General features: G+C 60.0%; 22 protein-coding genes and 1 tRNA gene. 1 reads left to right on the forward strand and 22 read right to left on the reverse strand.

All coding sequences use genetic code 11. The annotated features are described in order from the left end of the window. Positions 1-192 precede the first annotated feature (192 nt). Entirely contained in the window at positions 193-1266 is a 1074-nt protein-coding gene (locus tag AC19YY_RS14090) for an L-dopachrome tautomerase-related protein (RefSeq protein ID WP_500604387.1), read from the forward strand. Between the two features lie 13 nt (positions 1267-1279). On the opposite strand, the gene AC19YY_RS14095 is transcribed toward AC19YY_RS14090, so the two are convergent. The 22 genes from AC19YY_RS14095 to thrS all read right to left on the reverse strand — a co-directional run bounded on the left by AC19YY_RS14095 (position 1280) and on the right by thrS (position 26376). Then, a complete protein-coding gene (locus tag AC19YY_RS14095) occupies positions 1280-1639 on the reverse strand; it encodes a hypothetical protein (RefSeq protein WP_492634739.1) in 360 nt (119 codons plus the stop codon). Positions 1640-1745: 106 nt separating this feature from the next. After that, the gene (locus tag AC19YY_RS14100; protein ID WP_169956072.1) at positions 1746-2075 is read right to left on the reverse strand and encodes a DUF2388 domain-containing protein; all 330 of its coding nucleotides are present in this window, start codon (positions 2073-2075) and stop codon (positions 1746-1748) included. A 119-nt stretch (positions 2076-2194) separates the two neighbouring features. Further along, positions 2195-3268 (reverse strand): class I SAM-dependent methyltransferase, encoded by a 1074-nt coding sequence (locus AC19YY_RS14105; RefSeq protein ID WP_169956070.1) that lies wholly within the window; start codon positions 3266-3268, stop codon positions 2195-2197. A 45-nt stretch (positions 3269-3313) separates the two neighbouring features. After that, positions 3314-4762 carry a class-II fumarase/aspartase family protein gene (locus AC19YY_RS14110; protein ID WP_169956068.1) on the reverse strand — a complete coding sequence of 483 codons (1449 nt, stop codon included), beginning with the start codon at positions 4760-4762 and terminating at the stop codon, positions 3314-3316. Beyond that, complete coding sequence (gene purB, locus AC19YY_RS14115) at positions 4762-6195, reverse strand: adenylosuccinate lyase (protein WP_170043471.1); 1434 nt, start codon at positions 6193-6195, stop codon at positions 4762-4764. The genes AC19YY_RS14110 and purB overlap by 1 nt, the downstream gene beginning before the upstream one ends. Positions 6196-6224: 29 nt before the next feature. Then, positions 6225-7211, reverse strand: a complete 987-nt coding sequence (locus tag AC19YY_RS14120; RefSeq protein ID WP_169956064.1) for an HOASN domain-containing protein — start codon at positions 7209-7211, stop codon at positions 6225-6227. Between the two features lie 39 nt (positions 7212-7250). Beyond that, positions 7251-8246 carry an HOASN domain-containing protein gene (locus AC19YY_RS14125; RefSeq protein WP_169956062.1) on the reverse strand — a complete coding sequence of 332 codons (996 nt, stop codon included), beginning with the start codon at positions 8244-8246 and terminating at the stop codon, positions 7251-7253. Between the two features lie 178 nt (positions 8247-8424). Then, on the reverse strand, positions 8425-9267 hold the full coding sequence (locus AC19YY_RS14130; protein ID WP_169956060.1) for a DUF8832 domain-containing protein: 843 nt from the start codon (positions 9265-9267) through the stop codon (positions 8425-8427). Positions 9268-9374: 107 nt separating this feature from the next. Further along, on the reverse strand, positions 9375-10826 hold the full coding sequence (locus AC19YY_RS14135; protein ID WP_500604388.1) for an efflux transporter outer membrane subunit: 1452 nt from the start codon (positions 10824-10826) through the stop codon (positions 9375-9377). Then, on the reverse strand, positions 10823-13999 hold the full coding sequence (locus AC19YY_RS14140; protein WP_500604389.1) for an efflux RND transporter permease subunit: 3177 nt from the start codon (positions 13997-13999) through the stop codon (positions 10823-10825). The genes AC19YY_RS14135 and AC19YY_RS14140 overlap by 4 nt, the downstream gene beginning before the upstream one ends. Then, positions 13996-15162, reverse strand: coding sequence for an efflux RND transporter periplasmic adaptor subunit (locus AC19YY_RS14145; protein ID WP_500604390.1), 1167 nt, complete (start codon positions 15160-15162; stop codon positions 13996-13998). Before AC19YY_RS14145 ends, AC19YY_RS14140 begins: the two co-directional genes overlap by 4 nt. Positions 15163-15629: 467 nt before the next feature. Continuing rightward, positions 15630-17291 carry a putative phage tail protein gene (locus AC19YY_RS14150; protein ID WP_500604391.1) on the reverse strand — a complete coding sequence of 554 codons (1662 nt, stop codon included), beginning with the start codon at positions 17289-17291 and terminating at the stop codon, positions 15630-15632. A 611-nt stretch (positions 17292-17902) separates the two neighbouring features. Beyond that, the gene (locus AC19YY_RS14155) at positions 17903-18694 is read right to left on the reverse strand and encodes a LexA family transcriptional regulator (protein ID WP_262377069.1); all 792 of its coding nucleotides are present in this window, start codon (positions 18692-18694) and stop codon (positions 17903-17905) included. A 227-nt stretch (positions 18695-18921) separates the two neighbouring features. Beyond that, a tRNA-Pro gene (locus tag AC19YY_RS14160) sits at positions 18922-18998 on the reverse strand. Positions 18999-19088: 90 nt separating this feature from the next. Continuing rightward, positions 19089-19445: a MerR family transcriptional regulator gene (locus AC19YY_RS14165; protein WP_003174972.1), complete on the reverse strand. Its 357-nt coding sequence runs from the start codon at positions 19443-19445 to the stop codon at positions 19089-19091. After that, entirely contained in the window at positions 19426-19728 is a 303-nt protein-coding gene (gene ihfA, locus AC19YY_RS14170) for an integration host factor subunit alpha (RefSeq protein ID WP_002553164.1), read from the reverse strand. The genes AC19YY_RS14165 and ihfA overlap by 20 nt, the downstream gene beginning before the upstream one ends. A gap of 3 nt (positions 19729-19731) precedes the next feature. Continuing rightward, positions 19732-22110, reverse strand: a complete 2379-nt coding sequence (pheT, locus tag AC19YY_RS14175) for a phenylalanine--tRNA ligase subunit beta (protein WP_172314741.1) — start codon at positions 22108-22110, stop codon at positions 19732-19734. A gap of 26 nt (positions 22111-22136) precedes the next feature. Continuing rightward, positions 22137-23153, reverse strand: a complete 1017-nt coding sequence (pheS, locus tag AC19YY_RS14180; RefSeq protein ID WP_500604392.1) for a phenylalanine--tRNA ligase subunit alpha — start codon at positions 23151-23153, stop codon at positions 22137-22139. A 108-nt stretch (positions 23154-23261) separates the two neighbouring features. Further along, positions 23262-23618, reverse strand: a complete 357-nt coding sequence (gene rplT, locus AC19YY_RS14185) for a 50S ribosomal protein L20 (RefSeq protein ID WP_003174975.1) — start codon at positions 23616-23618, stop codon at positions 23262-23264. Between the two features lie 29 nt (positions 23619-23647). After that, positions 23648-23842: a 50S ribosomal protein L35 gene (gene rpmI / locus AC19YY_RS14190; protein WP_002553160.1), complete on the reverse strand. Its 195-nt coding sequence runs from the start codon at positions 23840-23842 to the stop codon at positions 23648-23650. Positions 23843-23902: 60 nt separating this feature from the next. Then, complete coding sequence (gene infC / locus AC19YY_RS14195; RefSeq protein ID WP_169851780.1) at positions 23903-24454, reverse strand: translation initiation factor IF-3; 552 nt, start codon at positions 24452-24454, stop codon at positions 23903-23905. Beyond that, positions 24454-26376 (reverse strand): threonine--tRNA ligase, encoded by a 1923-nt coding sequence (gene thrS / locus AC19YY_RS14200; RefSeq protein ID WP_169953513.1) that lies wholly within the window; start codon positions 26374-26376, stop codon positions 24454-24456. The genes infC and thrS overlap by 1 nt, the downstream gene beginning before the upstream one ends. Positions 26377-26527 lie beyond the last annotated feature (151 nt).

Here is a 26527-nt window from a genome sequence, read left to right on the forward strand (position 1 = left end):
AGAAACTGAATCCGTGGAACCTGGGCTTTTTCAGCTAAACACCAACAATCAAGCTATCTCCTCGTTAGGTCACTTCACCGGATGCAGGAGAATCATCATGTCCAAAGCCACCGTCAGCCAGTTCATGCACACCCTCCATCAACGTCTCACCGAGTTGTGGGATACCTGTGCCCGCGCAGGGGGCGCTCGCTCATGACCCGCTTGCTGCTGGGCGCCGCCATGCTGGCACTGCTTGCCGGGTGCGCCACCGTCAAACAGCCCGAGCTGGACGTTGCGGTCCAAAGCTCCGGGCAGATCTGGAACGCCGTAGCGCACTACAGCGGCCGCACGTTTCTCTCTGGGCCACGCTGGACCGGGACCCAGGGGCCACAACTGACGGCAATCGACCAAAATGGCCAGCGCGCTGCCTATCCAAGCGGTGCCTGGAACAGCTGGGCACCAGGGCGGGATGCTGCCAACGTCTTCGTGAACATCAATGCCCTGCGCCTGGAAGGCGACAAACTGTGGGTCGTGGACACCGGCTCGCCCGAGTTCGGCGGCAACCCCGTCAGCCAGGGTGCGAAACTGGTGTGTATCGACCTGCGTACCAACCAGGTGGTTCGCACCTACTTCTTCGGGCCGGATATCGCCATGGCCGGCAGCTACGTGGATGACGTCCGCTTCAGCGCCGGTAAGGCCTTCCTCACCGATGCGGGCAATGCCGGCATTATTGTCGTCGACCTGGAGACCGGCGCGGCCAGGCGCGTGCTGGACCAACACGCCTCAGTGGTCGCCCGGCCTGAACGGGACTTGATCCTCAGCAACCAGGTAGTCAAGGCCCCCGACGGCCAACCCCTGCGCGTCAACGCCGACCCGCTGGAAGTCAGCATTAACGGCGTCTGGCTGTATTACGGCGCGCTGCAAGGCCCTTGGTTCAAGGTGCGGATCAACGACCTTGCAAACCAGGCCCTGCCCCCGGAACAACTGGCCGCACGGGTGGAGTTCTTTGCCGACATCCCGGCAACCGGCGGGTCGGTCATGGATGCACAGGGCAACCTGTACTTTTCCGACCTGGCCCACGACGCCATGCGGGTACGCCGACCTGACGGACAGATCGACACCCTGATCGTGGACGAGCGCCTGCATTGGGTTGATGCCCCCTTCCTGGACAAGGATGGGACGTTGTGGCTACCCACCCCACAGATGGACCGGGTAGCGCTGTTCAACAAGGGTAAATCCCTGGTGCAGTGGCCAGTGGCGGTTTATCGCTTATCGACACAGCGCTGATCGCCTAGCGCTTTCACATCCCTTTCACAGTCGGGCGCCTAGGGTGGTCCCAGCTCCTAGTGAAACCCTTTAAGCCCGCACTCCCCATCGCGGGCTTTTCTTTGTCTGTAGGGTTTGGCTGAAAGCTGGGTGAACCGTCGCCGGCATGGGCCAGCCTGGCGGTGACTACCTCGCTGTAGATTGCACAAAACTCACCGATCACCATCAACCCTAGAGCAAAAACTCCGAGTAGTTCTTTGGACATATCAAAAACTCCTTCGTATTCAGCGCAATGTTTTTCAGCTCCCAGCGCGCGATGCCGCTCACCAGGGAGTTGTTGCAGTGATACGAAGCAGCCTTGAACAGGCCTGGAACTACCGAAGTGCTTTTCCATGCCCATGTCCTTCAATGGGTGTGAGTCGGCGCAGCCCTAACAAAGGACGGCTGGCTCAGCGATCATACGTTCCGTTGAGCGGCGTGAACAACCAGCACTAGAGCGCCTATAGCGGTGAAGCTGCGATCGCCAGGGCCAGTTGTGCGTCGGACATCAGCGGTGGCGTGTAGGTCGAGCGGTAAAACCTGCACGCCTGCTCGAACTGTGCTCCACGGATCTCGCCATCGGAGCCGATGAACGCCAGGGCATCGCTTTTGGATGATTTGAAAAGCTCTGGAATGTATGAAGTTCCTGCGGTGGCACCCGAGGTAATCACGAAGGGCGCTACCGAGGTGAGCATAAGCGCCCCCTGGAACGGGTTGTTGTTTTCCGCGGCTACCGCCAGATTGCCAACCGATGCCAGGAGGACGATTGCCAGGGATTTGCGCAAATGCATGGGTGATTGCTTCCTTGCGTTCAGAGGGGCGCCACGATAACAGAGTTGGGCCATCCACCACGCAGGTGTCGCAGGAGCATGCCCGGAAACGTGTACAACACGCCCCCGGGCATGCTAGGTCACGGCTTGAGTTCAAACAACGCCGGCATCGGCGGCCATTCGGAAGGCACCTTGCGAAAGTGGCTGAACCCGGCGGCTTGCGCCATTTGCCGTGCGCGCTTCTCGCCCATGAACGCCCCCAGCCCTGCCCCGCCGTGGGACAGTGAACAGGTCATGCAGTACAGGGTGCTCTGCGGGTACATCACTCGACCGAACAGGTTCATGTTCTCGTGAAGCTCATCGGACAGGTTGAGCTCAACCATCAGGTAAGTGCCATCTTCGGCCGTCGCTGCGCGCAGGTCCTTGAGCATCTGCTGGGGATCGGTGGCATCGTGGATCACCACAAAGGTGGTCACAAAGTCGAATTGCTGGCCTCGCAGGGCATCCGAATCGTTCACTTCAAATTGCACCCGGTCACCGACCCCGGCGGCCTTGGCGTTGGCCCGTGCCAGTTCGATGGAAGGCAGGTGGAAGTCGCAGCCGACAATACGGGCCTCGGGGTACGCCTTGGCCATGGTGATCGCCGCCAGGCCAGCGCCACAGCCGAAATCCAGCACGCTGCCGCCGGTCTTGAGTTTTTCTTCAACGCCGTCCAGGGAGGGAATCCAGTGTTGGACCAGGTAGTGCTTGTACCAAGGCATGGTCATGCGTTCCATGCCTTTCCAGGTTTCCAGCGGAAACGCCTCTTCGGCGCAACCACCGCCATGGCGAAAGGCTTCGATGACCTTGGGCGCCATGCTCACGAACGGCACACTCAGCTGGATGATCCCCCCGGCAAAATACGGCGAGTCTTCGTCGGCGAGTACCGGCACAAACTCGGCGGGCATCTGGTAGCGGCGGGTTTGCGCGTCGTACGTCACATAATTGCCGGTAACCATGCTGCCCAGCCATTCGCGCAAATAGCGTTGGTTGTAGCCACTCTTTTGCGCCAGTTGCTCCAGGGTCACGGCCTCGCCGTCGGCCAGTGTCTTGAACAAGCCAAGCTGGTCGCCGATGTAGAGCATCGCACCGCGCAGCGTGTTGCCGTAATCCTCCATGATCCGTGCGGAAAACTGCTGGACCTTGGCTTTATCAACTTCCATAACGTTTGACATCTGTCTCTCCTTGATAAGATTGCAAGCCTTCTCAGTAAGCAATAGTCAGCGGGCCGTCACGTTGGACAGCACGTTATCGACAATGCGTTCGGACATCCCCAGATGGCTTCGGGGCTCGAACAGCCGCGCCAGGACGCCTGCATCCATGACAGCGACAACCCGGGCATCGGCCTCGATCGCCGTGCGGATCGACACGTGATCGCGCTGGCTCGCCTGGGACACTTCGAAGATGATCTGGTAGGCACTGCTCTTGCCGAGCTTGCGGGCCATTTCGAACACCACGGCTTCGGTGCAGATCGCATCGCCATAGGCCTGGGCGGTGCATTCCATCTTCTTGACGTTAACGGTCAGCCCGTCGATGGTCTCGGTCAGGATCGAGAGTGCCATCAACGCATAGTGCGAAACGTCCGCCACCGCACACCATTCCAGGCGTGTGCCACGGTAATCGCGCTCGTGTTCGAGGATCATCGCATCCAGCGCCAGCATGACCTGGGCCTTGGCCAACCGCGCCAGGACCACGACCTGCTCGCAGCCTTCGGGGTTGCGCTTGTGGGGCATGGTGCTGCTGCCAATCTGCTGGTCGCTCCAGCCCACTTCAACTTCACCGATTTCCCAGCGATTGAGCGTGCGGATTTCGTCGGCCACGCGGGCCAGCGATGCCGTGACCATGGCCAAGGTGCTGACGAACTCTGCGACACGGTCTCGGGACACATGCCATCCCGCCAGGGGCACTTGCAGCGACAAGCGCTGCGCGAAGCGCTCAAGCATAGGCATCGCGTGCGGACCAAACGCTGCCATCGTGCCCACCCCACCAAACAGCTGCACCACCAGCACTCGCTGGCGGGCCTCGGCCAGGCGCTGGCGGTGGCGCAACAGTTCGTCGATCCAGCCGGCGACCTTGAGTCCGAAGGTGGTCGGCAACGCAGGGATCGAATGGGTCCTGGCGACCATCAGCGAATCACGGTGCGCATCGGCCAGCGTCGACAGTTTGCCCAGCAAGGTCTCCAGGGCCAGGTCCATCGCGTCGAGGACGTCGCGCATTTCCAGGGACTGGGCGGTGTCCTGGATGTCTTGGGTGGTGGCGCCGTAGTGCACGAATTCACGGGCACTCGGGCTGCAGTTTTTTTGCAGGGCGCTCAGCAATGGCATCAGCGAATGGCCGGTGGCAGCCACGCCCTCGGCCAGCTGGCGCACATTGATACCCGACAGCAAGGCGGCTTTTTCGATTTCCAGGGCCGCCTCGCGCGGGATGATATTGACATCGGCCTGGGCCATGGCCAGCGCGGCTTCCACATCCAGCCAGCGCTGCAAGCGGCAGTGACTGCAGAAAATCTTGCGGCTCTGCGGGCCGGCATAGCCTGAGCCATGGGTTTTCGAGTCGAGAATGTGGCTGTGTTCGTGGCGGCATTGCTCGCCGTCATGACCAAGGCCGAGGTGTTCCGAACGTGCGGTGCAAGACGCACGGGCTGCCATTTCCATCGTTTGCGAATCCATCACATACCCTCCATCGCGTACTGGGGCTGACCGGGGTTTCCTTGGGTTGCCATCACCGCTTCAAGGCCTTCGCTTGAACAGCGGGGTATTGCTTTGTTCGCTACCAGGTCGACCATCTGTGCTGCAAGCCCGGTGTAGGTGGTCGGGTCGAGCAGGTCGTCGAGCGCTTGGCGGGTAAAACAGCCGTGCAGACGCTTGTCGTTGAGCAGGGCCTGGCGAAAAGAAGCGCCCGCGCCCTGGGCCTGCTGGGCGATTTCGTGGACCAGGTGATGGGCCGTCTGCTTGCCCAAGCGAGGCGCCAGCGCGAGCATCACCCGTTCCGACAGGATCAGCCCGCCCAGCAAATCCAGGTTGCTGCGCATGCGCGCTTCGCGCACATCCAGCCCGGCCAGCAGCACGCCCTCCATACGGGCGAGCAAGGCACCGGCGTAGATGAACAGCTCCGGCAAGGCCGCCCATTCGATGCGCCACGTGGTGCCGTCGCGTTCATGCAGTTGGAACGCCGCATCGGTCAGCGCGAGCATCTGTGCGCGCACCAGCCGCGAAAGCGCGCTGATCAGATCCACCGTCGACGGGTTTTGCTTGTGGGGCATGGTGCTGCTGCCCACCTGCCCTGCCCGGCGGCCTTCGCGTACTTCATCGATCTCGGTGCGCTGCAGGTGGTAGATCTCATTGGCGACCCGGCCCAAGGTCGCCGAAGCCTGGACCAGCAGCCAGGCCGCCTCCAGGATCCGGTCGCGGGCGCTGTGCCAACTGCTCAACGGCGCCCCCAGGCCAAGGCTTTCCAGGGTCCGGCGCTGCACCTCAAGCCCCTGTGGGCCAAACGCCGCCAGGGTGCCCACCGCGCCGGTCAGGTTGCCCACCATTACCCGGGCATAGGCCTCATCGAAGCGCTCAAGGTGTCGATCGATTTCATCGACCCACACCGCGACCTTGTAGCCGAACGTGGTGGGCAGTGCTTGCTGCCCGTGGGTCCTGGCGACCATCGGAGTGTGCTTGTGCCGCAGGGCGAGCGTGAGCAAATGCCCACGAATCCCCCGCAGGCGCTGCAACACCAGGCCCCAGGCATCGCGGACCTGCAAGATAAGCCCGGTGTCGAGGATGTCCTGGGTGGTCACGCCGTAATGCACGTACTCACCCAAGCCATCGGCACACAAGGCCTCCAGGGCGCGAATGGTCGGCACCAGGATGTGCCCGGTTTCCATGCTCTCGCGCCCCAAGGCGTCAAGGTCGAGCAGCTCCACACTGGCCACCCGGGCGATTTCCCGTGCCGCTTCGTGGGGGATGATGCCCATCTGCGCCTGGGTCGCCGCCAGCGCGGTTTCAACATCGAGCCACTTCTGCACCTGATTAGCATCAGAGAAGATCGCGGCAAATTCCGGGGACGAGTAAGCGCCCCCGTGGATACGGGACTCTGTTATATGACTCGGCATGTCTGGGTACTCGCGTTGTCCAGGGAGGGCTACTTAACGCGCTGCACGTGTGCCCAGACAGCGTCGTAATAAGCCCTCTCGAGCCGGAAATGCTGGGCCAGGGAGGTCAGGAATGAATTCTGGAACGCGAGGTCCGGAATACGCCGTGAGATCAGCGCCCACTCACGCTTGGCCCGCGGCGGGACCAGGCTGATATGCACCTCGTAGTACTCCGCGTCGTCCTGGCTCAGGCCAGCGTTGCGCAAGGCGTTGTACAGCTTGCCGTGATTGCCGGGGACCACCAGCTCGGTGATGTAGAACACCGCCAGGCCCCAGCCGACATCCGGGTTGCGAAAGCATCGGGCCCGGTTGTTCAGGTAGGCGACTTCCTCGGGCATGGTCGAGATGGCCTCGAAATCGGCAGACAAGCCCACGGCGCCGAGGAGCTTGGCCAACAGCCGGGGGTGGGAGCGCTGCTCGTCCTCTTCGCCCAGCTCGCCGTACAGGTAACGGCCAAGCGCGGCCGCCTCGTCCACGTCGGTCAGGTTGACCAGCAGGTCCGCGGCATCGCGGTACAGGCGGAAGGTGCGGAACCACTGGTGATGCAGGAACACCTGCAGTTGATCACGGGAGGCCTTGCCTTCAAATATGTACTGCGACATCGGGTGGTTTTCCCGCGACTGCGCGGCGATCTCTTCTTCCAGGCGCTGCTGGAAACCGGCTTCGGACAGGGGCGATGCCAGGTCCGCAGACGGCATGAAGCGCTCTTGCACGCTATAGATGGCATTGGCCAGCCAGCGCCGGGTCGAGGCTGTCGCAACGTCATCGCTCAGCGACAGGATGTACAACAGTTGCTGGCACTGCGCGGCGTTCGCAGCATCGCCCTGGTGGCCCGATTCACACAGGGCGCGCAGCATATTGGCAGCGATTTCGATGCGGTTGAACGTCGCATCGGGTTTGAGCGCCTCGGCCAACAGGCGGGCTTCAGCGGTGTGAATATTCTGCAATTGCGGCAACGAGAAATTACGTGGGCTCATCATGTGCTCCATTTTTTTGTTCTGGGGTCGCTGGGAGGATCACGCGGACAGGCGTTGTGCCTGCATCTGCTGCCACAGGCTGTCGAAGTAGGCCTTGTTGATCTCGAAGTGACGCTTGAGCGCACGCATGAACGTGCGCTGGAAGCCGTCATCGCTGGCGAACTTGGCAATCAGAGCCCACATTTCCTCGGTATCGATCTCATCCTGGGTGCCGTGCAGGCGGTGGAATTCACTAGGCCCCTCTGGCACATCGAGGCGCTGCAACAGCTCATAGATGCGCCGATGGTTGACGCAACTGACCGACTCGACGGCGTACAGCAGCGCCAGTCCCCAGGCCACATCGGTGTGGCGCACACAACGAATGCGATTGTTCAGGTAGGCCTTTTCCAGGGGATGCAGTGCCGGGAAATCGATTGCCAACGGAATATCGAAATACTCCATGAGGTGGGCCAGCATCGCCGGGTGCGAGCGCTCAGGTGTCTCCGCCCCCGCTTCGCCGTAGAGGTTGCGGTAAAACACCGAGGCGTCCTCGATGGCTTCGAAGCGAAAGGCCAGTTCCGCCAACAGGCTGTAGAAGTTGTAGGAGCGGGTCCAGTGGTGTTCCAGGAAGAAACGCACGTCTTGCGCAGGCGGCGTGCCCTGGAACAGGTGCAGCGACATGGGGTGGTTGACCCGGCTGCGAGCGGCGATTTCAGCGTCGACCTGCTTGCGGAACTCATCCACCGGCAGCGCGGTGAAACTTGGCAGGTCGGCGGCGAACTCATCTTCGACGCGGTACACCTCACTGGCCATCCAGCGCCGGGTCGGCTCGGTGCGCGGATCGCCGGGAATGTGCAGTTGCAGCAGTGCTGACTGGTAGTGGGCGTAGGCGCCGGTGTCTCCCGACAGGCCTTGGCGGGTCAGGGCGAGCAGCGCGTCCAGCGCGCCAGTGACTTGGGCGTATTGCGCGCCGGGCTTTAAAGCATCAGCCATCAGCGCCGAAGCGTTGTTGCACTGATGGGCGTCCGAGCGTTGTTGCAGGGTAGCAGTATCCATTGATAACCCCTTGATCCTTGTTTTTATGATTTTTTGCGTACTCGAAAAAAAAGCCTAAAGGTTCCTCCAGTGGCAAGGTCAATACCTGTAGGACAATTCTTTTTAATAGAGTTGAAACAGCCAGCATCCATTGGTGATTCACCCGCCGATGGCTGACCAACGGCGAGGTGAACAGGCTTCAGGACGCCGCGGGAACCGTCACAAGAAATGGCACGGTACGAATCTGGTCGCCGCCCTTGAATTGAATCCACAGGGCGTAAGGGCCCGCATGCGCAGGTTTGGCATGCAGCATCAACTGCGCCGACACCGCGCCTGGCTCGCCATGCCCGGCGTGGGCGGCCTGCCCTGGCATTGGCGCCGCCATGGCATGCGCGTGCACGTAGTCCAGCTCATCGGTACTGACGAACACCGCATGGGCCGCCACCCCCAGGTAGGTGTCCAGGTCCTGGGCCGGCTTGCCATCCTTGAGCACCGTCAGCGACATCATGCTTTCGCTGCCGGCACGCAGGGCCGAAGTGTCCAACTTGACCGTGTAGGGCCCATCGCTACCCTGCTCCGGTTTGGCCGGCGCCTGGGCCACCGCCTCGGTGGCGCCCTGCACCGGCACCTCGAAGCGCACCACCTGCTGGCCGAGCCCGCTCGGTACGGCATCGGCATAGACGTAATAGGTGCCCGGCCGAGGAAACTTCATCGCGACCTTGAAACGACCGTCAGCGCCCAGCTTGGCCGCATGCTCATGGATAAAGCTGGTGAAATGGCTGTCGGTCGCCAGCACATGAAGGCGCTGGGTCAGTTCTTCGTCAAACTGCACGATCGGTTGCCCGGTGGCCTTGTCGGTAAAGGCGATCGACAACTCACGTGTCAGCGGCCCGGTTTCCTTGACGATCAGCGCTCCCACGGCCTTTTCACTCTCGCCGGGCAAGGCGAACGTGCCTTTGATGCTTTCCTGGGCAGCCATCGACGGCATTGCCGCCGCGCCTAGCACCGCCAGACCAACGGTCAGAACCTGCTTGGTATCCATATGGGTGACTCCTCATTCGATAAATGGTGGCTTGCGCCAGGAAATCTGCCGCCTCGCCGTCCTTCGCCGAACACCGCAAGCACAGCGCTTGCGTACAACAACGGCGTCTAACGCAGCGCCGCAGCGCCGCTGCACACCTGCCCCGCCTGCTCGCAGATCTGCCAGCCACCGCCGAGCGCCTTGTAGATGCCGACCACCGCCAAGCGCTGCTCGGTGCGCGCCACGGTCAGTGCGCGGCGGCTGGTGAAGTCCGCGCGCTCTGCCTCCAGTACGTCCAGGTACACCCCCTCACCGTCCGTGAAGCGCGTGCGGGCCAACCTCGCCGCCTCGCGATTGGCCGCGGCCTCCAGCAGTCGCAGGCCCAGGGTGCTGCTCGCCGCACTGTTGGCCTGGAACGCGTCATCGGTTTCCTGCAGGGCGCGTAATACGGTCTGGTCGTAGCTGATCAATGCCGCCTGGGTGCGCGCCTCGCTGGCGGCAATCCGCGCACGTACGCGCCCAGTGTCCAGCAGCGACCAGCGAATGACTGGTGCAATAAAGTTCGACTGCATGCCCGAATCGCCCAAGGCGCCGAGGCTTCCGGCCAGCAGGCCGATGGAGCCCTGCACCTGGATGTCCGGATACAGACCGGCTGTTTCCACGCCGATCTGCGCGGTCTCGGCCGCCAGCACACGTTCGGCTGCGGCGATATCGGCGCGCCGGGCCAGCAAGCCGGCCGGGTCGCCCACCTGCAGGGTGCGCAGGTTCAAGGTCTCACGACCGGGCCTGGCCTGCGGTGGCTTGAACCCTTGCGGCGCCTGCCCCAGCAAGACCGCCAGTGCATTGGTAGTGGTTGCGCGACGCCGCTCAAGGCCGGGGGCGACCGCCTCGACATTGCGCAGCAAGGCCTCGGCTCGCAGCCGATCGAACTCGGTGGCGGCCCCCACACTGACCAAGTGCTCCACCAGGCCCAGGCTGTCGCGCTGGCTTTGACTGATGTCCGCCACCACCGCCTGCTCGGCTTCGACTCCTTGCAGCTCGAACCAGGTCGCGGCAACCGTGGCGGCAACGCTCGCCTGTACGCTGCGCAGCAACGCCTGGCGCGAGCCCGCCTGGGCCTGCGCGGCCTCCACCGAGCGCCGGACGCGGCCAAACAAGTCGATTTCCCAGGCGGCATCCAGCGCTGCGCGCGTGGTTTCAAGGGAGCGCTGCTGGCCGGATGGCGTCTCGACTTCGCTGCGCTGTCGGTGCTCATACCCTAACGCGGCACCGCCGCTGGGCAAGAAGCCCTGGCGGCTCTCGCGCAGCATCGCCTTGGCTTCGTCGAGCCGCGCGGTGGCGATGCCGATATCGTGGTTGGCCGCCAGCGCCTGCTGGATCAGTTGGCTGAGGGCCGGCTCATCGAACACACGCCACCACTGCACCTCGACCTCGCCCGTACCGAGACCGGCGATGGGTGCGCCGAAGCTCGCCGGCCGTTGCGCGGCGGGCAGCACCGGCGCGGAATAATCGGGCCCGACTGCGGTGCAGCCAGTCACCAGGAGCGACGACAACAGAAACGCTTGATAGGCCAATCTCATGACGCGCTCTCCTCCAATTGCAGCTTGGGACTCGCGCCCTTGCGCTGCAAACGCAGGGCAAGGCTGCGCATCACCACATAGAACACCGGCGTCAGGAACAGACCGAACAGCGTCACCCCCAGCATCCCGGCAAACACCGCAACCCCCATGGCATGGCGCATCTCGGCCCCGGCTCCGCTGGCAAATACCAGCGGCACCACGCCAGCGATGAACGCCAGCGAGGTCATCAGGATCGGCCGCAAACGCAGTTGGCACGCGTGGATAACCGCTTCCAGCGGGCTGGCGCCTTCGGCTTCAAGGCTGCGGGCAAACTCGACAATCAGGATCGCGTTTTTCGCCGCCAGCCCCACCAGCACCACCAACCCGATCTGCACGAACACGTTGTTGTCGCCGTCCACCAACCAGACGCCAATGATCGCGCTGAGCAGACACATGGGCACAATCAGCAAGACCGCCAGGGGCAGCAGCCAGCTGTTGTACTGCGCGGCCAGGATCAGGTAGGCCAGCAACACACACAGCGGGAAAATAAACAGGGCCGATGACCCGGCGAGCTTTTGCTGGTAGGTCAAGTCCGTCCATTCAAAGGTCACGCCCTCGGGCAGCACCTCCTGCGCCAGGCGCTCCATGAGCGCGACGGCCTGCCCCGAACTGACCCCCGGCATCGCTCCGCCGGAGATGTCGGCCGAGGGGTAGCCGTTGTAGTGAATCACCCGATCGGGTCCGGAACTCGGTGTGACGGTGACAAACGCCGACAACGGCAGCATGTCCCCGGCCGCGTTGCGCACCTGCAGGCGGCCGATGGCTTCGGCCTGCATGCGGTGGTCCGCGTCGGCCTGGGCCGTCACCTTGTAGGTGCGGCCGAAACGGTTGAAGTCGTTGACATACAGCGAACCGAGGTAGACCTGCAAGGACTCGAACACATCGGCCAGCCGCACCCCCTGGCTCTTGACCTGGGTGCGGTCGATATCGACATTCAACTGAGGCGCGTTGACGTCAAGGCTGGTCATCAACCCAGCGACCTGGCCCGACTCGGTGGCTTTGGTCATCAGCACCTGGGTCTGCTGCACCAGAGCCTGGAGCCCGACCCCGCCACGGTCCTCGACCTGCAGCTTGAAGCCGCCGGTCACCCCAAGGCCGGGCACTGGCGGCGGAGGGAATACGCCGAGGAAACCGTCGGGAATGTTCGCGAACTTGGCTTGCAGGCGCCCGGCGATGGCAACCGCCGCCATGTCCGCAGAGGTACGCTCTTTGAACGGATCAAGCATGATGAACATCACGGCAGCATTCGGTACGTTAACGAAGCCGTTGACCGACAACCCAGGGAACGCCACCACGCTTTCGACTCCTGGTTCATCCAGGGCGATTTTCGACATTTGCCGCACCACTGCGTCGGTACGATCCAGGGAGGCCGCGTTGGGCAATTGGGCGATGCCTACCAGGTAGTACTTGTCTTGCATCGGCACGAAGCCCGCCGGTACAGCGCTGAAACCAAACCAGGTCAGCGCCAGCAACCCACCATAAACCAACAGCGCCACGCCGCGACGGCCCACCACCTTGCGCACCGTGTTGCCATACGCCTGCGGTGCCCGCTGGAACGGCCGGCTCAGCACCTGCACCAGGTGCGCGGCACGGCCGCGCAGGCTACGCGGGTCATGTACCACGGCGGCACCGCGCGGGCGCAGCAACAGTCCGGCGAGTGCCGGGCTGAGGGTCAGGGAGTTGACCGCCGACAGGATCGTGGAAATCGCGATGGTCAGCGCGAACTGCCGATAGAACTCACCTTGCAAGCCACTGAGGAAGGCCGTGGGGATGAACACCGCAGCCAGTACCGAGGTGATCGCAATGATCGGCCCGGTCACCTCGCCCATCGCTCGTCGCGCAGCCTGCGTCGGCTCCTCGCCGTTCTCGATATGCCGCTCGACGTTCTCCACCACCACGATTGCATCGTCGACCACGATCCCGATGGACAGCACCAGGCCGAACAACGACAGGGTATTGAGGGAAAAGCCCATCAGATGCATGACCGCAAAGGTGCCGATAATCGACACCGGCACGGCCATCAACGGGATCAGGGATGCGCGCCAGTTACGCAGGAACACCACCACCACCAGGACCACCAGCAGGATCGCTTCCATCAGGGTGATGGCCACTGACTCCAGCGATGCACGCACAAACACTGTCGGGTCATAGGCAATCCGCGACACCATCCCCTCGGGGAAGTTGGCCTCCAGGCGCTGCATGGTATCGCGCACCGCCTGCGCCACATCGAGCGCGTTGGCGCCCGGGCTCTGGATGATCTGCAAGGCAACGGCCGGCTCGCCATCCAACAGGCTGCGCAACGCGTACGCATCGGCGCCCATTTCCACACGGGCCACATCGCGCAGGCGCGTCACCTGGCCGTTATCGCCGGTGCGGATGATGATGTCGTCAAACTGCTCCTCGTCCGTCAGGCGCCCGAGGGTATTGACCGTGACCTGAAATGCCGCACTGGAGTCAGGCGCCTGGCCGACCGAGCCGGCCGCCACTTGCACGTTCTGCTCACGCACGGCGCTGATCACGTCGCCTGCGGTCAAGCCACGGGCGGCGATCAGGTCCGGGTCGAGCCACAGACGCATGCTGTACTCGCCCGCCCCCCACACCAGCACGTCGTTGATCCCCGGAATCCGCGACAGCTCATCGCGCACCTGGAGGTAGGCATAGTTGGAGATATAGAGCGGGTCGTAACGTTGGTCGGGCGACAGCAGGTGGACCACCATGAGGATGTCCGGGGAGGTCTTCTGCGTGACCACGCCGAGGCGCTGTACCTCTTCGGGCAAACGCGGCAGGGCCCGCGAGACGCGGTTTTGCACCTGGATCTGCGCCATGTCCGCGTTGGTGCCCTGGGCAAAGGTTGCGGTCAGGATCATGCGGCCATCGGTCGCCGATTGCGACGTCATGTACAGCATGCCCTCGACCCCGGTGATCACCTGCTCAAGTGGCGCCGCCACCGTCTCGGCGATCACCTGGGGGTTGGCGCCCGGATAGGATGCGGTCACTTGCACGGTGGGCGGCGTCACGGCGGGGTATTCGCTGAGCGGCAAATGAAAGAAGGCCACGATGCCAGCGATCATCATCAACACCGACAGCACGATGGCGAAGATCGGCCGGTCAATGAAAAAGCGTGGGAAACTCATTGCACGCCCCCCATGACCAGCGGTGCATCCAACGGCGCGCCGTCGATGTTGGCGGCCAGCGGCGTCACCTGCATGCCGGGGCGCACCAGCCCCTTGACCACAATGCGCTCACCCGGCTGCAGGCCCTGCTCAATCACCCGCAGGCCGTTGGCCATCGGCCCCAGCTCGACGGGGCGGTATTCGGTCTTGTCGCCTGCGCCGACCACCAATACATAGCGGCGACCCTGGTCAGTGCCGATGGAGTGGTCGGCCACCAACACCCGGGGTTGCGGCGCGCCGGTGTCCAGCTTGACCTTGGCGAACAGCCCCGGCGTCAGGCGCCCGTCGGGGTTATCGACCACTGCACGCGCACGCACTGTGCCGGTCTTGCGGTCGGCCGCATTCGCCAGGAAGTCCACCCGCCCGGCCCGCGCATAGTTTGCATCGTTAAGCATCGCCACCATGACCTTGGCGGCCTTTTCCCCCTTGGACGCGGCATCCTCCCGAGTCGCGGCGAGCGAGCGCAGGTAGGTGCGTTCATCGACATCGAAATACACATGCAACGGGTCAATGGAGACGATCGTCGTCAGCGGCGTCACCCCACGGGTGACGTAGTTGCCCTCCGTGACCAGGGCACGGTCCACGCGACCGCTGATGGGCGCGGTGACACGGGTGTAACTCAAATCCAGTTGGGCGGCGTCCAGCGCTGCCCTGGCGGCATCAACCTGGGCCCTGCCGGCGTTCAGCGAAGCAATGGCAGCGTCGAGCCGATCACGCGCCACCACTTTTTTGGCGAACAGTTGCTCGGCTCGGCCATGCTCGGCCTGGGCCAGCAATGCGTTGGCCTGCGCCTCACGCAAGCGCCCCTTGGCAGCGTTCAGCGCGGCCTGGAATTCCCGTGGGTCAATCACAAACAAAAGACTGCCCTTGGCCACGGATTGGCCTTCGGGCACGCTGACCTGTTGCAGGTAACCACTGACACGCGGGCGCAGCTCAACCTGCTCAATCGCGGTCAAGGAACCGGTGTATTCGACAAACGGAGTCACCGGCTGCGCAACCACCTCGGCCACCGGCACACCAGGCGGCTTGGCGGCATCAGCCACAGGCGCGCTCTCATTACAGCCACCCAACGTGAACACGACAGCTATCGCCACGGCGCCCAGGGTTATTCGCTTGCCGTACATCGTGTACCTCCTTGTAATTTTCAGGACAAACCAACACTTGAGGTTTTATCCGGCTTGCCATGAGGGGAAGGTCAAGTGTTATGAAAATGACAGGTGGGGTTTGTTTGAGGCTTGAGCGTGCGGGGTGGGTGTCGCGTAACTTCGGCTGCTGGGAGGGGCTGGCACTCGTAAGCAGGGGATGCATATCGAAGGGAAATAGTTGATGCAGGCTTTCAAGAAGGCACGGGAGGCCGGGAATTTTTGCAAGGGATGAAAGGAGGAAGAGAGGCTGGGATTAACCGAGACTTTTACCAGGTGCGCCATCAACTAATCGAAAAGTTACTCGCCTCACAAAGCTTTTTACACGTTCGATCTTCGTGATTTTGATTTCCTCCATGATTCGATTTCCAGAGCAAGGTAACAAGAATAAAGAGGCACACCATCTCTTGGTACGCCTCTCTATTGAATTTCAAACCATTCCTAGTGCATTACTTCGACTTAGTCACAGTGAACACGAAATCACTGTCTTGATACGCCGTTGTAGCAGGCCCCCTGAACGCAAACTGAAACTCATTGGCGCTGTTCCTGGTGATGTAGGCAAGACGAACGTCTGCCACGAGACCAACAGGAATCACGCTCGGCACATAACCCTCTTTCGTGCTGCCGTACCCGCCGGGGGTCGAGATTTTATACTCGCCTGGATTTATACGAGTGATGAATGTATTGAACGGGGCGTTAAGGATAGTCCCGTTGCCCAGAGCCGACCCGCTGACTACCGCACTGGCCGCTGAGTTAAAGGCATGGCCCACTGACACGACTTCGTTTGTCGTACAAGTATCCCAACCAATCACCTGGCAATTGGCGCCCATATCAATGAATGGGCGGGAGATATCCGGAACGTAGTCGCCGCCGCTCACAAAGCCACAACCCTCAAGGATAAGGGTGAGCTTTCCTCCACCGGAGGATCGAAGCTGAATATTGCAGCTCGTAAAGTGAACATTCGAAAGGCGATGGAACTGGGTATTACGCACGATGACCGATACTGGTGATGTCCCGACGTTATCCAGGGACAGGTCAGCCACGCCCGCGTTACTCTCAAAATATCCCGAACTCATGTCGAGACAGGCAAGGCCGTTGTCACCAAGAACATTCGCTTTAAATCCGAATGATGCGGGGCTCCCGGGCGTTCCGTTACCCTCGATGCTACCGCCCGTCCAGGTATTGCCAGCACCCATTAAGTCAAAGTAAACGCCTGTCGTGCTATTCCCAGTAGCCACGATCTTGGAAAAAACCATCGCGTTCGGTAGTGTTCCCCCCGCAACCGACCTCGCGATAACAAACCCGATGTTGTTCTCGCGAGCGTATAGGTTGGTGTACTCGTTGCTCAGGCAGTCGCGAATGCTGAAACCGGTGCCCATGTGCTGGACGGATATGTTGGATATATGGTCATACCCGAGGGATTTATGATCAATGCCATAACCGACTCGTTGCGCAGGGACATAACTTCTTTCCTTGCCGACAATCGAAAAATTTCCAAACCGACTATAGCCCCACCCCCCCATGCTACCTGCCGAAATACCACCTATGAGCTGGAAGCCAATGGGCACGCCGGTGGCAACTTCAAATATCGTGTTGCCGAGGGAATTACCCAGGAAGGTAAGGCGCTTAGAAGGGGCGCCAGTATGGGGAAAGTCCGCAGCCGAATGGTCATACGAAACAGTAGAGCCCAGCAGGTACACCCCATCAGCAGCACTCTTGGATCCACCCTCATCGAATGTTTTTTGAATTTCGGCGCTGGAGGAAGCGGCTGATCCATTTCTTGCGCCAAACTGCCGAATATCGACTACATCCGTTGTAGCCAGCTTCCAGCGTGCACCATCAGTGGCTACGATCACAGTACCGCCATTGTCCACCGACGCCGTGTCGGCCAGATCAACGTAGTAATTGCCACCCCCGCCATCACCTTTGTTGTAATAGCCAATCACGGTTGCGCGCTGATTTCCGGATGAACTCAGGGCGCGAAGCGCGACAATGCTATCGACTGTTCTACTATATTCTTGCAAGCCAAGCGCGAGCCATTCATCTGTGCCTTGGGCTTGCTCGTCTACTAAGGCTTGCTGGTTGTGAGTCAATAGTTTCGATTCGATCATGTGGATTACCTCATTAATTAGGGAATTCATTTCAGTACCTTCAATGCCAGTTGTTAGAACGCCTGACGTTCAGCCGCTCGATTGGGCGCGCTTCATGAAACTACCGATGTTCTGGATGTCGCTGACGTTATCCAACGCTCGTTAAGCCTGTTCTCACTCCAAAAACAGGCAGTAGCGATAGCGGTGCATTCTTTGGCGGTTCAAATGGAGGCGGGCTATAGATCTGGTAAAGGCCCACCAACCACCAAGCAGGCCGTATTGGGCTCTCTCCCTCGCTTATTGTCGCGCTGTTGTCGAGGCTAGCGACGGCATACCCCTTAACGGGTCTAGAGAGCGACAGGCTGCAGACCGTACGAGAACCATCAGGTGACTCGACAAACAAAATATCTCCCAAAGAGATTTTTATTTCAACTCCAATGGAGATACAAATATCCCAGATACAAAAAAACCCGCTCGGTGGCGGGCCTGTTCATACAATTGAGGAGCATCACGCGCGTCCTCGCTTTCCGTAAATCACCTCGTGCTTAGGCCCAAAATCGAGACAAGTTCACTCGATATTGGGTCTGATCGACCGACTGACTTGGAGCCGACTTCGAAGGTACGAAAGTGTTTTAAAGCATACCGCCTCGCCAAACCACCCGGCCAATGATACGAATTTCGTTTATCTCACCATCACGCAATGTCTGATCGCCATAACGCGCTTTGTCTGGGTTATCGCTACGGATGATCCAACCGCCGAAATCAGACTTGACCAAGCGTTTCACGATCGTTCCTTTGGACTCGCTCTGCATGGCAAATATCTGACCGTCCCTCGGCTCAATCTTTGATTCATCTATTAGTAGGACATCGCCGTCGTTAATCGTTGGCTCCATGCTGTGGCCGTTGGCGTAGATCACATCTAGATATTTTTGACTAAGGTGATTTGCACGCAACCAAGAAGACTTGAACGCCATGACTCCGCGAATCTCAACGTGCGAATTCTCTTCGCCGTCTCCAGTAGAGCCTTGCGCCGTCAGTTGAAGAACGCCGGTATAGCTTGAGTCGTTTTGAAGATCGAAACCTCGGGCATACACCCGATCATCACTAGATGAGCTTGCTCTGAGTTGGCCAAGGCCGGCAGCCGAAGCCATCCGCTCAATATCACCCTCGATCCTTTTGCTGAACTTGCCAATCGGAATGCCCAGCATCGCCGCCATTGAAACAGCCAATTTTTGGGTCAGTGGCCGATGACCGTTGAGGTGGCTTCCAAGCGTGCCCTGGCTCATGCCAACTGCATGCGCAATCTCATCCTGTGTTAGGCGCTTGTCTTTTGGGCGAGCTGCGTTGTAGTCCGCAATAGCCCTCTTTAGGGCTGCACACTCATCCCGCTCCCACTCCAGCAACTGGCGTCTTTCTCTATTCATTTCGCAAGAATATTCCCAAGGGAAATGGTTAACCATCCAAGAGAGGTAACAACCCGCTTAATCCTCTCAAACAACTAATGAGCGACATCCGACGACAAGGTTTCGAGAACAGACTCTAGCGGACCGTCGCTGCCGACCTTAAGAAGGAAACCGCGATTCGCCTCGCAAAAAACCGCACACATGAAAAAGCCCAACCTTTTCAGATTGGGCTAAGTCATTGAAAAATATGGTCGGGACGGAGTGATTCGAACACTCGACCCCTAGCACCCCATGCTAGTGCGCTACCGGACTGCGCTACGCCCCGACTAGGCGTGAAACTGGGTTCGCTTCATAACGAAGCGATCAGGAATATACCGCAAGCATTTGAAATGTGGAAGTATTTTAAAGGCTTGTTTCACTTTTTCAAAACCACCAGTACATCTTCCAATTCGGAGATCATCTGGCGTATCAGTTGCTTGTATTGGGTGGTGTCGTCTTTGGCTTCATCACCAGACATACGCTGGCGTGCGCCGCTGATGGTGAACCCCTGGTCGTACAGCAACGCGCGGATCTGTCGGATCATCAGCACATCCTGTCGCTGATAATACCGACGGTTCCCGGTGCGTTTGACGGGGTTGAGTTGAGGAAACTCCTGCTCCCAATAGCGCAACACATGCGGTTTTACCGCACAGAGCTCGCTGACTTCACCAATGGTGAAGTAGCGTTTGCCTGGGATGACGGGTAGCTCGTCGTTATGACTTGGTTCCAGCATAAGCCTCAACTCGGGCCTTCAACTTCTGCCCTGGACGAAAGGTGACCACACGGCGAGCCGTGATCGGGATTTCTTCTCCCGTTTTTGGATTGCGGCCAGGCCGCTGGCGTTTGTCCCGCAGGTCAAAATTGCCGAAACCGGACAATTTGACCTGTTCGTTGTCTTCCAGAGCGTGCCTGATTTCTTCAAAAAACAGCTCGACCAATTCCTTGGCCTCGCGCTTGTTCAGACCCAACTCTTCGTACAGACGTTCCGCCATCTCAGCTTTCGTCAAAGCCCCCATACGTCACTTCCTTAACGTGGCGTTCAACCTTTGTTCGAGCGAGGTGAGGATATTTTGCGTCGTGGTATTCACCTCATCGTCATTAAGAGTGCGCGATGGATGCTGCCAGGTCAAGCCAACTGCAAGGCTTTTTCTATGCGGATCAATGCCTTTACCCTGATAGACGTCAAATAGCCTGAGGTCCGTCAGCCATTCGCCTGCATTTTCTCGGATTACTTGCAGCACGGCGCTGGCCGCGACATCACGATCCGCCACCAGGGCCAGGTCACGACGCACTTCCGGGAAACGCGACAGCTCGCTGAATTTAGGCATCTTGCCCGCAGCGACTTCAGCCAACACCAGCTCGAAGACGAACACAGGACGGTCGAGACCGAGGGTTTTCGACAGTTCAGGGTGGATCGCACCGACGAAACCGACCAGGCGACCTTCGCGCTCGATGCGCGCAGTCTGGCCTGGATGCAAGGCCGGGTGGCTGCCAGGGACAAACGCGAAGGCATCCAGCGCGCCGGCAAAGCCCAGCACCGCTTCCACGTCCGCCTTGACGTCAAAGAAGTCCACTGGGTCGCGACCCTGCGCCCAACCTTCCGGCAAACGGCTGCCGCAGACCACACCAGCCAGCATCGGCTCTTGCTTCAGGCCGTCCAGTTGGCCGACAAAGCGCAGGCCGCTTTCGAACATGCGCACGCGGTCCTGCTGACGGTTCAGGTTGTGGGAAAGTGCTTTCACCAGGCCTGGCCACAGGGACGAGCGCATGGCTGCCATGTCGTTGGAGATCGGGTTGGCCAGCAGCAGCGGCTCGACACCCGGGGTGAACAGTTCGAACTGCTTGGGATCAATGAAGCTGTAGGTCACCGCTTCCTGATAACCACGGGCGACCAGCAGGCGACGCAGCTCAGGCAGGTGTGCACGGGCTTCGGTCTTGGGTTGCGGGGCCAGGCGCGCTTGCGGGTAACGAACCGGAAGGCGATTGTAGCCGTACAGACGGGCCAGCTCTTCGATCAGGTCGACTTCAAGGCTGATATCAAAGCGATGGCTTGGCACTTCTACACGCCATTGCCCTTCCCCATCAGCGCTGACGCCCAGGCCCAGACCGGTCAGCAGGCGCACGATTTGCGCCTCTTCAATCACCAGGCCGAGCATTTGCTCGACGCGCTGAGCGCGCAACGTCACCGGTGCAATCGACGGCAAATACTGCTCGCTGACCGTCTCGGTGATCGGGCCAGCTTCACCGCCGGTGATTTCCAGCAGCAGGCCGGTGGCGCGCTCCATGGCTTCACGGGCCAGTTGCCAGTCCACGCCACGCTCGTAGCGGTGCGAGGCATCGGTGTGCAAGCCGTAAGAACGAGCCTTGCCCGCCACAGCGATCTGGTCGAAGAACGCGCTTTCAAGGAACACGTCACGGGTCGTCGCGGACACACCACTGTGCTCACCGCCCATCACACCGGCAATGGCCAGGGCGCGGGAATGATCAGCAATCACCAGGGTATCGCTGCGCAGGGTGACTTCCTGGCCATCGAGCAAGACCAGCTTTTCGCCTTCCTCGGCCATACGCACGCGGATCCCACCGTTGATCTCGGCCAGATCGAAGGCGTGCAGCGGTTGACCCAGCTCCAGCATCACGTAGTTGGTAATGTCGACAGCGGCATCAATGCTGCGCACATCGGCACGACGCAGGCGCTCGACCATCCACAGCGGGGTCGGCCGGGACAGGTCGACATTGCGGATCACACGACCCAGGTAGCGCGGGCACGCGTTTGGTGCCAGCACTTCGATGGAACGCACTTCGTCGTGGACTGCTGGGACCGCTGTCACTACCTGACGCGTGACAGGCACGCCGTACAGCGCACCGACTTCACGGGCCAGGCCAGCCAGGGACAGGCAGTCGCCGCGGTTCGGAGTCAGGTCGACTTCGATGCTGGCGTCTTCCAGGTCCAGATAGACACGGATGTCCTGGCCTACTGGCGCATCAGCCGGCAGCTCCATCAAGCCATCATTGCCTTCGCCAACCTGCAACTCCGCCTGGGAGCACAGCATGCCGTTGGACTCGACGCCACGCAGCTTGGCTTTCTTGATCTTGAAGTCACCGGGCAGCTCGGCACCGATCATCGCAAACGGAATTTTCAGGCCCGGGCGCACGTTTGGCGCACCGCACACGACCTGGAAAGTTTCCGCGCCATTGCTGACCTGGCACACACGCAGCTTGTCGGCGTCCGGGTGCTGCTCGGTGCTCAGCACCTCGCCCACTACCACGCCACTGAAAACACCGGCGGCCGGCGTAACGCTATCGACCTCAAGACCGGCCATCGACAGACGAGCAACCAGCTCATCGCGATTTACCTGCGGGCTTACCCAGCCACGCAGCCATTGTTCACTGAATTTCATCCTGCTCTCCTAAAGGTTCGTTACGACTAGCGAAATTGCGCGAGGAACCGCAAGTCGTTGTCGAAGAACAGGCGCAAGTCGTTCACGCCGTAACGCAGCATGGCCAGACGCTCGACGCCCATGCCGAAGGCAAAGCCCGAGAATTCTTCTGGATCGATCCCGGACATGCGCAGCACGTTGGGGTGAACCATGCCGCAGCCCATGACTTCCAACCAGCCAGTCTGCTTGCAGACCCGGCAGCCTTTACCGCTGCACATCACGCACTCCATATCAACTTCGGCGGATGGCTCGGTGAACGGGAAGTAGGACGGGCGGAAACGTACCGCCAGTTCTTTTTCGAAGAACACCCGCAGGAATTCTTCGATGGTGCCTTTGAGGTCGGCGAAATTGATATCGCGATCAACCAGCAGGCCTTCGACCTGGTGGAACATCGGCGAGTGGGTGATATCGGAGTCGCTACGGTACACACGGCCTGGGCAGACGATGCGGATCGGCGGCTGCTGCGATTCCATGGTGCGGACCTGTACCGGCGAGGTATGGGTGCGCAACAGCATGTTCGCATTGAAATAGAAGGTGTCGTGCATCGACCGGGCCGGGTGATGGCCTGGGATGTTGAGCGCCTCGAAGTTGTGATAGTCGTCTTCGACCTCAGGGCCTTCGGCAATGCCGTAGCCGATGTGGGTAAAGAACTGCTCGATACGTTCCAGAGTCCGGGTAACCGGATGCAGACCGCCAGAGGTCTGGCCGCGGCCAGGCAGGGTCACGTCAATGGACTCGGCGGCGAGCTTGGCCGCAAGATCGGCCTCCTCGAACAACGCCTTGCGCGCATTGAGAACCTCTGTGACACGCTCCTTGGCAACGTTGATCAGCGCGCCGACTTGCGGGCGCTGTTCGGCCGGCAGATTGCCCAGGGTCTTCATCACCTGAGTCAATTCACCTTTTTTGCCAAGGTAGTGAACCCGGATTTGCTCCAGGGCATTGATATCTTCAGCGCTTTGCACAGTCTCAAGAGCTTGAGCGACCAGCGCGTCCAGGTTTTCCATGTACAGACTCCAGATACAAAATAGGGGAAGAGCTTGAAGGCTCTTCCCCTATTTATGACGTTTACCACCTTGGACTACGGCGTAGCCCAGGGTGACTGTCGGGGGTACTTAAGCCAAGGTGGCTTTAGCTTTCTCGACAATCGCAGCAAACACCGCTTTTTCGTTCACGGCCAGTTCAGCCAGAACCTTACGGTCGATTTCGATGGACGCTTTTTTCAGGCCAGCGATGAAACGGCTGTAGGACAGACCGTTAACACGAGCACCAGCATTGATACGAGCGATCCACAGAGCGCGGAACTGACGTTTTTTCTGACGACGGTCACGGTAGGCGTATTGGCCTGCCTTGATTACCGCTTGCTTGGCAACACGGAATACGCGTGAACGCGCGCCGTAGTAGCCTTTAGCGAGTTTCAGAATTTTTTTGTGACGCTTACGGGCAATGACGCCACGCTTTACACGAGCCATGAGTTACTTCCTCTATTCTTGATCCAAAATTAACGAAGGCGCAGCATGCGCTCGACTTTTGCCACGTCAGACGGATGCAGCAAGCTGCTACCGCGCAGTTGACGCTTACGCTTGGTCGACATTTTGGTCAGGATGTGGCTCTTGAAAGCGTGCTTGTGCTTGATACCGTTAGCAGTTTTCAGAAACCGCTTAGCAGCACCACTTTTAGTCTTCATCTTTGGCATGTTCGGATACTCCGCATTCAGTTGATAAACATAATCAGAAGGCCTGCCGTGCCCTATTGATTACTTCTTCTTTTTCGGGGCGATGACCATGATCAGCTGGCGTCCTTCCATCTTAGGATGCTGTTCGACGGAACCGTACTCCAGCAGGTCAGCTTCAACCCGCTTGAGGAGTTCCATACCCAGCTCCTGGTGGGCCATCTCACGGCCGCGGAATCGCAAGGATACCTTGGCCCTGTCCCCATCACTCAGGAAACGTACCAGGTTGCGCAGTTTTACCTGGTAATCCCCTTCCTCCGTCCCTGGACGAAACTTGATTTCTTTAACCTGGATCTGCTTCTGGTTCTTCTTGGCTGCGGCAATCTGCTTCTTCTTTTCGAAGATCGATTTGCCGTAGTCCATCAGCTTGCAGACAGGAGGTACAGCATCGGCGGAAATTTCCACCAAATCGAGCTTGGCTTCTTCAGCCTTAAGAAGCGCGTCTTCAATTGACACAATCCCAAGCTGCTCACCCTCAGCCCCAATTAACCGAACCTCGCGTGCCGAGATATTCTCGTTGATCGGGGCTTTCGGTGCAGCTCGTTTATCTTGTCTCATTTCACGCTTAATAATAATTACTCCGAATCTGGGCGACCACGCCGGGAAACCGCTTGCGCGAGGAACTCAGCGAACTGGGCGACGGGCATCGAGCCCAGGTCAGCACCTTCACGAGTACGCACAGCGACAGTCTGCATCTCGACTTCCCGATCTCCGATAACCAAAAGATAGGGAACCTTGAGCAAAGTATGCTCGCGGATTTTAAAGCCGATCTTTTCATTTCTCAAGTCGGACTTGGCACGAAATCCGCTTTCGTTGAGTGTTTTTTCAACTTCAGCGGCAAAATCGGCCTGTTTATCAGTGATATTCATGATCACTGCCTGGGTCGGAGCCAACCACGCAGGGAACGCGCCCTCGTAGTGCTCGATCAGGATCCCGACGAACCGTTCGAACGAACCGAGGATCGCCCGGTGCAGCATAACCGGGTGTTTACGGCTGTTGTCTTCGGAGACGTATTCGGCTCCCAAACGGATCGGCAGGTTAAAATCGAGCTGCAAGGTACCACATTGCCAGACACGGCCAAGGCAATCTTTCAGCGAGAACTCGATTTTAGGACCGTAGAACGCGCCCTCGCCCGGCTGCAGATCGTACGCAAGGCCCGCACTGTCTAGCGCTGCGGCCAGTGCAGCTTCGGCGCGATCCCACAGCTCGTCGGAGCCAACGCGTTTTTCCGGACGAGTGGACAGTTTCATTTCCACTTCGGTAAAGCCGAAATCGCGATAAACGTCCATGGTCAGCTTGATGAACGCGGCGGACTCGGCCTGCATCTGCTCTTCAGTGCAGAAGATGTGGGCGTCGTCCTGAGTGAAGCCGCGCACACGCATGATGCCGTGCAGTGCACCCGATGGCTCGTTACGGTGGCAGGCACCGAACTCGGCCAGACGCATCGGCAGCTCGCGGTAGCTCTTCAGGCCCTGGTTGAACACCTGCACATGGCACGGGCAGTTCATCGGCTTGATGGCGTAGTCGCGGTTTTCCGACTGGGTCGTGAACATGTTGTCGGCGTAGTTGGCCCAGTGCCCGGACTTTTCCCACAGGCTACGGTCAACGACCTGCGGAGTCTTGATCTCCAGGTAGCCGTTTTCGCGCTGAACCTTGCGCATGTATTGCTCAAGCACCTGGTACAGGGTCCAGCCGTTCGGGTGCCAGAACACCATGCCCGGCGCTTCTTCCTGGAGGTGGAACAGGTTCAGGCGCTTGCCGATCTTGCGATGGTCACGTTTTTCGGCTTCTTCGATGCGCTGGATGTAGGCAGCCAGCTGCTTCTTGTCAGCCCAGGCAGTGCCGTAGATCCGCTGCAGTTGCTCGTTCTTCGCATCGCCGCGCCAGTAGGCACCGGACAACTTGGTCAGTTTGAACGACTTGAGGAAGCGCGTGTTCGGCACGTGCGGACCCCGGCACATGTCGACATATTCTTCGTGGTAATACAGGCCCATGGCCTGCTCGTCCGGCATGTCTTCCACCAGACGCAGCTTGTAGTCCTCGCCACGGGCGGTGAACACGTCGATCACCTCGGCGCGCGGCGTGACTTTCTTGATGACGTCGTAATCTTTCTCGATCAGCGCGTGCATGCGCTGTTCGATGGCGGCCAGGTCGTCCGGAGTGAAAGGACGCTCGTAGGCGATGTCGTAATAGAAGCCTTCGTCGATGACCGGGCCGATCACCATCTTCGCGGTGGGGTACAGCTGCTTGACCGCATGGCCAATCAGGTGCGCGCAAGAGTGGCGAATGATCTCCAGCCCCTCTTGATCCTTGGGCGTGATGATTTGCAGGCTGGCATCGGAGGTGACCAGGTCGCTGGCATCAACCAGCTTGCCGTCGACCTTGCCAGCCACGGTGGCCTTGGCCAGGCCTGCACCGATGGATGCGGCGACCTCGGCTACGGAAACCGGATGATCGAATGAACGTTGACTGCCGTCGGGAAGAGTAATAGTTGGCATGGCGCCTCCTCTCCTAGTGGTGACCCCTACCAAAGGTCACGTGGGTTGGGATGAGCCAGTACAAGATCCAACACCAGGCCGCTCATTGCTGAGCGCCTGCCTTACAGCGGCAGGAGCCTTTCGGCCAACCGATAATCGAACCAGAGTGACT

The sequence above is a fragment of the Pseudomonas sp. MF09156 genome, from assembly GCF_059862305.1.